The sequence below is a fragment of the uncultured Agrococcus sp. genome (assembly GCF_945915485.1).
Taxonomy (GTDB): domain Bacteria; phylum Actinomycetota; class Actinomycetes; order Actinomycetales; family Microbacteriaceae; genus Agrococcus.
In genome coordinates this window covers 1-6,783 of the sequence record NZ_CAMEFJ010000111.1, presented here as the reverse complement: position 1 = coordinate 6,783, position 6,783 = coordinate 1, and the positions used below count along the sequence as shown (strand labels likewise).

The following is a 6,783-nucleotide window of genomic DNA, read 5'->3' as shown; positions in this document are numbered from 1 at the left end:
GCCCGTTCCATGATGATTTCGCGGACTCGCGCGGCGTCGGCCTGGCCGCGCATCGCTTTCATCACTGCGCCGATCACGGCTCCGGCGGCCTGCACTTTGCCGTCTTGGATCTTCGCGAGCACATCCGGCTGCGCAGCAAGCGCCTCATCGACGGCAGCGACGAGCGCACCCTCATCGCTCACAACCGCGAGTCCGCGCGCATCCACGACCTCCTGCGGTGATCCCTCACCGGCGATGACCCCCTCCAGCGCCTGCCGCGCGAGTCGGTCGTTGATCGTGCCCGCATCGACCAGCTTCTGCAGCTGCGCGACGTGTTCGGGAGTCGCGAGCGTGTCGGCAGCTACGCCTCGTTCGTTCGCGATGCGGCTCAGCTCCCCGTTCCACCACTTTCTGGCAGCGGCGGGTGTCGCGCCTGCCGATACCGTGGCTTCCACAGCGTCGATCAGGCCCGCGTTGGCGATGTCCTGGAACTCGAGCGCCGTGAATCCCCACTCGTCACGCAGCCGCCTGCGACGTGCGACCGGCTGCTCCGGCAGCCCGGCGCGAAGCTCCTCCACAAGTTCGCGAGAGGGCGTGAGCGGCAGCATGTCGGGCTCCGGGAAGTACCGATAGTCGTCGGCATCCGACTTCACACGGCCCGCGCTCGTACGGCCCGTGTCCTCGTGCCAGTGACGGGTCTCCTGCGTGATGCTGCCGCCTTCGGAGAGGATGCGCGCCTGACGCTGGATCTCGTACTTCACCGCGCGCTCGACGCTGCGCAGCGAGTTCACGTTTTTCGTCTCGGTACGCGTGCCGAACTCGGTGCTGCCCTTCGGCATGAGCGAGACGTTCGCGTCGCAGCGGAGGTTGCCCCGTTCCATGCGGGCCTCGGAGATGCCCAGGCCTCTCACGATGTCGCGGATCACGGCGACGTACTGCTTCGCGATCTCTGGGGCATCCGCTCCTGCTCCGACGATCGGCTTCGTGACGATCTCGACGAGCGGTACGCCAGCGCGGTTGTAGTCGACGAGCGAGTACTCTGCGCCCTGGATACGACCCGTTGCGCCACCGACGTGAGTCAGCTTGCCCGCATCCTCCTCGATGTGCGCACGTTCGATCGCGATGTCGACGGTTCGACCGTCCGGCAGTTCGATCTCCACTTCGCCCTCGAAGGCGATGGGTTCGTCGTACTGCGAGATCTGGTAGTTCTTCGGCAGATCCGGGTAGTAGTAGTTCTTGCGAGCGAACCGGCACGACGTGCCGATTTCACACCCGAGCGCCAGGCCGAGCGAGATGGCTGACTTCACCGCCGCGCTGTTCGGCACGGGCATCGAACCCGGAAGACCGAGGTCCAGCGGAGAGATCAGCGTGTTCGGCAGGGCATCCGCGTACGATTCGTTGGCCGGGTTCGGGCTCGACGAGAACATCTTGGTACGCGTGTTCAGCTCGACGTGCACCTCGAAGCCGAGTACCGGGTCGAAGTGTTCGAGCGCTGCGTCGAAGTCCATCAGCTTCGCGTTCATCGGTCGGTACCCTCCTGCGCCGGCTGGCGATCTTCTGCAAGTGCTGCGTTCTGCAGGGCGAGCGCGCCGCCCCAGTTCTGATTGAGCAGCGCTTCAATCGTTGCGCCGTAGCGGTACAGCCGTTCGTCCTCGAACATGGGGGCCATCAACTGCAGACCTGTCGGCAGCCCTCCGTCGCCGAGCCCCATGGGAATCGACATACCGGGCGTGCCCGCAAGGTTGGCGGCGATGGTTGTGAGGTCACTCGCGTACATCGCGAGCGGATCATCGACCTTCTCGCCGAACTTGAATGCCGTGGTCGGAGCAGCGGGGCTGATGAGCACATCGGCCTCGGAGAACGCCCGCTCGAGGTCGCGCTGGATGAGCGTGCGTACCTTCTGAGCACTGCCGTAGTACGCGTCGTAGTAGCCGGCCGAGAGCGCGTACGTACCGAGGATGATTCGGCGCTTGACCTCCGGCCCGAAGCCCGCTCCCCGAGTGGCCGCCATCACCCGTTCTACTGTCTGACCCGGTTCCTCGACACGCAGCCCGTACCGGACGGAATCGAAGCGGGCGAGATTGCTCGACGCCTCCGAGGGCAGGATGAGGTAGTACGCGGCAACAGCGTACGTGAAGCTCGGAGCCGTCACCTTGATGACTTCTCCTCCCGCGGCCTCGATTGCGGCAACGGCCTCGCGGAATCGCGCCTGTACATCCGACGCGATGCCCTCTGAATCGAGCTCCTTGACGATGCCGAACCGCACTCCGGAGAGGTCGCCGCTGGCGCCACCGCGTTTCGCAGCCGCAGCGAAGGAAGGCCACTCGCGCTCGAGGCTCGTGGCATCGCGCGGGTCATGACCGCCGATGACGTCGTGCAGCAGCGCCGAGTCGAGCACGGTGCGCGACACGGGGCCGATCTGGTCGAGGCTCGATGCGAGCGCGATCGCACCGTAGCGGCTGACTCCGCCATAGGTGGGTTTCACACCCACTGTTCCGGTCACGGCGGCGGGCTGGCGGATGGAACCGCCCGTGTCGGAACCGAGTGCGATAGGGGCTTCGAGCGCCGCTACCGCTGCTGCCGAGCCGCCGCCCGAGCCTCCCGGGACCCTGTCGACGTCCCAGGGATTGCGGGTCGGTCCGAACGCGGAGTACTCGGTTGACGAGCCCATCGCGAACTCGTCCATGTTGGTCTTGCCGAGTGCGACCATCCCCGCTGCTTTGAGTCGAGCAACAACCGTTGCGTCGTAGGGAGGGACCCACCCTTCGAGCATCTTCGAACCGCTCGTGGACGGCATACCCTTGGTCGTCAGCACGTCCTTGATCGCGACCGGGACACCCGCGAGGTCGTGCAGCTGCTCGCCTGCCGCGCGCCGCTCATCGATTGCGCGCGCCTGCTCGGTCGCAGAGGCGTTCACGTGCAGATAGGCGCCGTAGCGTTCATCGACCGCGGCGATGCGGTCGATGTGCGCTCGGGTCGCCTCTTCGCTCGAGACATCGCCTGCGCGGAGCCGCTCTGCCAGTTCCGCAGCGCTCAGTGAGATCAGTTGGTTCACGCTACTGCTCCTCGCCGAGGATCGCGCTCACGCGGAATCGCTCGCCATCGTGCGCGGGGGCGCCCGCGAATGCTTCCTCGTGCGTGAGGGTTTCGCCCGGCTCATCGTCGCGCATGACGTTCGTGAGCGGAACCGGGTGGCTCGTCGCCGGAACATCATCGGTCGCGACTTCGCTCACCTTGGCGATCGCGTCGACGATCTGTTTCAACTCCGTCGTGATCGTTTCGACTTCGTCTTCCGAGAGAGAGATTCTGGCGAGCGATGCGAGATGCTCGACCGATTCGCGAGTGATGTCAGACATGATCTCCATCCTAATGTTGTGAGAAGGGTGTTTTTCGCCGTTGCAACGCGTTGTCGCAGCGATCAGGCGGCGCTTCCGAACGTCGCGAGCACAGCATAGGCGGCGGGTACGAGCGAAACGACGAGGAGCCCGATGGTCATCGGCTTGCGCTGCCACAGGATCGCCAGCGTTTCACGCAGCACCGCGGCGGGCAGGTACGCAGGATGCGTGCGCGACGGCAGCACCTGCCCCTCCAGTGGCACACTCCTCATCGTGTTCGCCGCACGGGGTACGTGGTATTCGCTCGTGACGACGACGATCGGATCATCGATTTCGCGCCGCACCAGAATGCCACGGGCGTTGCGCAGATTCGTGAATGTGCTCGTCGAAGTGTCCTCGCGCAGGATGCGGTTCTCGGGCGTGCCCAGTTCGATCGCGTGCTGCGCCATCGATTCGGCTTCCGCGATGACTTCATCGGGCCCCTGTCCGCCCGTCATGATGATGGGGGCTTCCGGCTTCGCCCGTTCAAGTGCCGCGACGCCCGCTTCTATGCGTTTCGCGAGCAGCCTCGTCGGCCTCCCGTCCGATCGGAGGCCGCCACCGAGCACGACGACTGCGCCGGCCGCCTTTTGCACGCGTGAGAACAGACGCTGTTGCACCCTGGGCCACCACATGAGCGTCACAAGGGTTGCAGAAGGCACCAGCAGCGGCGCCAGACCGGTCATGAGCAGGGCGGCGAGGCCCGCATCCACGCGGTAGAACGCGATGTGGAGCACCACGAGCGCAGCCAGGATGATGAGGCCCAGAATGCTTGCAATGAGCTTCTGCGGCCGGTTCGAACGCGTTCCGGGAATGCTGAAGATCACGGTCGTCACCCAGAGTCCGAAAACGGCGATCATGAGGCTACCGCCCTCGACGAGCGCCACGAGCGCCCACCCGTCGATGTCGCCGGTCGGGAACACCAGCTCGAGCACTCCGTTGATGATCACGATCAGCAGAGCAAGCCCGCCCCAGGTGATGATCTCCGGTGCACCAAGGCGGCGCGGTTCCTGGCGCAGCAACCAGATACCGCCGGCGATCAGCATGAAGGCCAACACGGCAAGGGGTACGAGCATCGCTCCAGTCTCTCACGCCGGCGCGCATACTGCCGCTCCTACGGGGTCGGGAATGAACGTGCTTCACTCGCGTTGGAACGGGTATGCGCTTATCGGTTCTTGACCTGGCTCCCGTCGACCCGGATGTTCCACACGAAGAGGCGCTGCACGCGACCGTCTCCGTCGCCCAGGCTGCTGAACAGCACGGCTACGAGCGGGTCTGGTACGCAGAGCATCACAACATGCCGGTCATCGCATCCTCGGCGACTGCCGTACTAATTGCGCACGTCGCCGCCAATACCGAGCGCATTCGTCTCGGCGCGGGCGGCATCATGCTGCCGAACCACTCCCCGCTCGTCATCGCCGAACAATTCGGCACACTGGCAGCGCTGCACCCCGACCGCATCGACCTCGGGCTCGGGCGAGCGCCCGGAACGGATGGCCGCACGGTTCTCGCGCTCCGCCGCGATCCGCAGGCATCCGACAGCTTCCCGCGAGACGTTGTCGAGCTGCAGCGGTTTCTCGCGGGTATGCAGCCGGTTGCCGGGGTGCGAGCGGTTCCCGTAGCCCAGACGCCCCCTCCGCTCTTCATCCTCGGTTCTTCGCTGTTCGGCGCTTCGCTCGCAGCACAGCTTGGCGTGCCGTACGCGTTCGCTTCGCATTTCGCGCCGGACGCGATGCATCAGGCACTCGCCGAGTACCGAAACAGCTTCAAGCCATCCGAGCAGTTGACCGATCCGTATGCGATCGTCGGTGCCAACGTGACCGCGGCCGCCACGAATGATGACGCGGCTCGCGTGCATCGGGAGGTACTGCGCAGGAGGGTTCGCTCGTTCCTGCTGCGCGGCCGCCCCGAGGCGGAGTCGATCGGCGATGATGAGCTGGATGTCTTGATCGAGTCGCCGCAGGGGCGCCAGATCGCCAACATGATGCGCGTCAGCGCAGTGGGCGATGGGGATGCCGTGCGTGCGGGGCTCGACCGGCTGCAGACCGAAACCGATGCCGACGAGATCATGCTCGCCTTCCACGGCCGCAACACCGAAGAGCGGTTGACCTCGCTCCGAGTAACCGCGGACGCCGTGCCGCACTAGCGCCGGCAACCGGTGCCGGTGCCGTGCCCTATACCCGTGCCCAAAGTATGGAAACTCGACCCAAGTGACCGAACGTCGGTCTAATTTCCATACGCTCGGGCAAACCCATACATTCGGCACGAGCCAGCCGGTCAAACGCAGCTACGCAGCCATCCGGACCCTGCGCGCCGGGACGCCCCGAAGGGGATGCTGGGAAAGGCAGCTGAGCATGAGCGACGGGTCACCGAGAAGCGGCGAAACATGCCGAGACCGGTGCAAATCGCCGCCTCTCAGTGCAGAACCCAAAATATCGCCGCCTCTCGTGACGACCGGCTCGAACGCCGCAGTGCAGCCGAACCCCACTATCCCTGCCACGCCGACCATCCGTGCCCAATGTATGGAATGTGCCCGATGTCGGGCGGGCAGCCATACATTCGGCACTAAACAGCAAAAGCCCCCGACGTTCGGCACACCCGCGCGGCCGGGAATGACCGACTAGATCCTGAACCCCTGTCCCTGCCACCTACGCCGACTCGAAATCACAGCAGCACGGCTGACCATCCGCTTCTCACCCATCGAGGGCGTCCGGGCCCTGCTCGACGAGCACCTTGAATTGCCCTGCATCCAGGACGCGAACCCCGAGGTCCTCGGCCTTCGTCAGCTTCGACCCGGCTCCGGGCCCAGCCGCGACGAAGTCGGTCTTCTTCGAAACACTGGACGCTGCTTTGCCTCCCGCGGCGATGATGGCCTCCTTGGCGCCATCACGCGTAAACCCCTCCAGTGTTCCGGTGGCGACAACCGTCAAACCGCTCAGGACGCCTTCGACACTCTTCTTCGCACCTGGCCCCGGATGGTCGGGCTCGGCGAATCGAACACCGGAACCGCGCCAGCGACGAGTGATCTCCCGGTGCCATTCGATCGACAGCCATTCCGTGATCGCATCGGCAATCGTCAGCCCTACACCCTCGACCTCGGAGAGCTGCTCGGCGCTAGCCCCCTCGATCGCCTCCAGTGAGCCGAACCAGTCGGCGAGAGCTCTCGCCGCGACAGGCCCGACGTGCCGGATGTTGAGCGCCACGAGCTGGCGCCACAGTTCCTTGGTCTTGGCAGCCTCCAGCTGATCGATGAGCGTTTGGGCCTGTGCCGAGGGGTACGTTACCGGCACCCGCTTGAGTCCGGCCCTGCGTCGCTCCTGCGCGCTGAGCCCTTCCGCCTCGGCAGGATACTCGTGCTGCACGCGCTGAAACGGTCTGCGGATCACGGGCTGTCCGTCTTCGTCGACGCGCGGCTCCCCCGTCTCCGCAT

Annotated in this window: 6 protein-coding genes; 1 reads left to right on the top strand and 5 read right to left on the bottom strand. The window is 65.5% G+C overall.

Annotation, left to right across the window (positions count from 1 at the left end):
• The 4 genes from gatB to Q0O95_RS12675 form a co-directional block, all read right to left on the bottom strand.
• A partial coding sequence (gatB, locus tag Q0O95_RS12690; RefSeq protein ID WP_293699326.1) for an Asp-tRNA(Asn)/Glu-tRNA(Gln) amidotransferase subunit GatB occupies nt 1-1,502 on the bottom strand: 1,502 nt, incomplete at its 3' end.
• Nucleotides 1,499-3,034: an Asp-tRNA(Asn)/Glu-tRNA(Gln) amidotransferase subunit GatA gene (gene gatA / locus Q0O95_RS12685; RefSeq protein WP_293699323.1), complete on the bottom strand. Its 1,536-nt coding sequence runs from the start codon at nt 3,032-3,034 to the stop codon at nt 1,499-1,501. The genes gatA and gatB, both read right to left, overlap by 4 nt.
• Nucleotide 3,035: 1 nt before the next feature.
• A complete protein-coding gene (gene gatC, locus Q0O95_RS12680; RefSeq protein WP_293699320.1) occupies nt 3,036-3,335 on the bottom strand; it encodes an Asp-tRNA(Asn)/Glu-tRNA(Gln) amidotransferase subunit GatC in 300 nt (99 codons plus the stop codon).
• A 62-nt stretch (nt 3,336-3,397) separates the two neighbouring features.
• Nucleotides 3,398-4,429, bottom strand: coding sequence for a YdcF family protein (locus Q0O95_RS12675; protein WP_293699317.1), 1,032 nt, complete (start codon nt 4,427-4,429; stop codon nt 3,398-3,400).
• 83 nt (nt 4,430-4,512) lie between these two features.
• Here Q0O95_RS12675 and Q0O95_RS12670 point away from each other — a divergent pair, with 83 nt between their 5' ends.
• On the top strand, nt 4,513-5,499 hold the full coding sequence (locus Q0O95_RS12670) for an LLM class flavin-dependent oxidoreductase (protein ID WP_293699314.1): 987 nt from the start codon (nt 4,513-4,515) through the stop codon (nt 5,497-5,499).
• A 547-nt stretch (nt 5,500-6,046) separates the two neighbouring features.
• Here the strand turns inward: Q0O95_RS12670 and Q0O95_RS12665 are convergent.
• A partial coding sequence (locus Q0O95_RS12665) for a helix-hairpin-helix domain-containing protein (RefSeq protein WP_293699311.1) occupies nt 6,047-6,783 on the bottom strand: 737 nt, incomplete at its 5' end.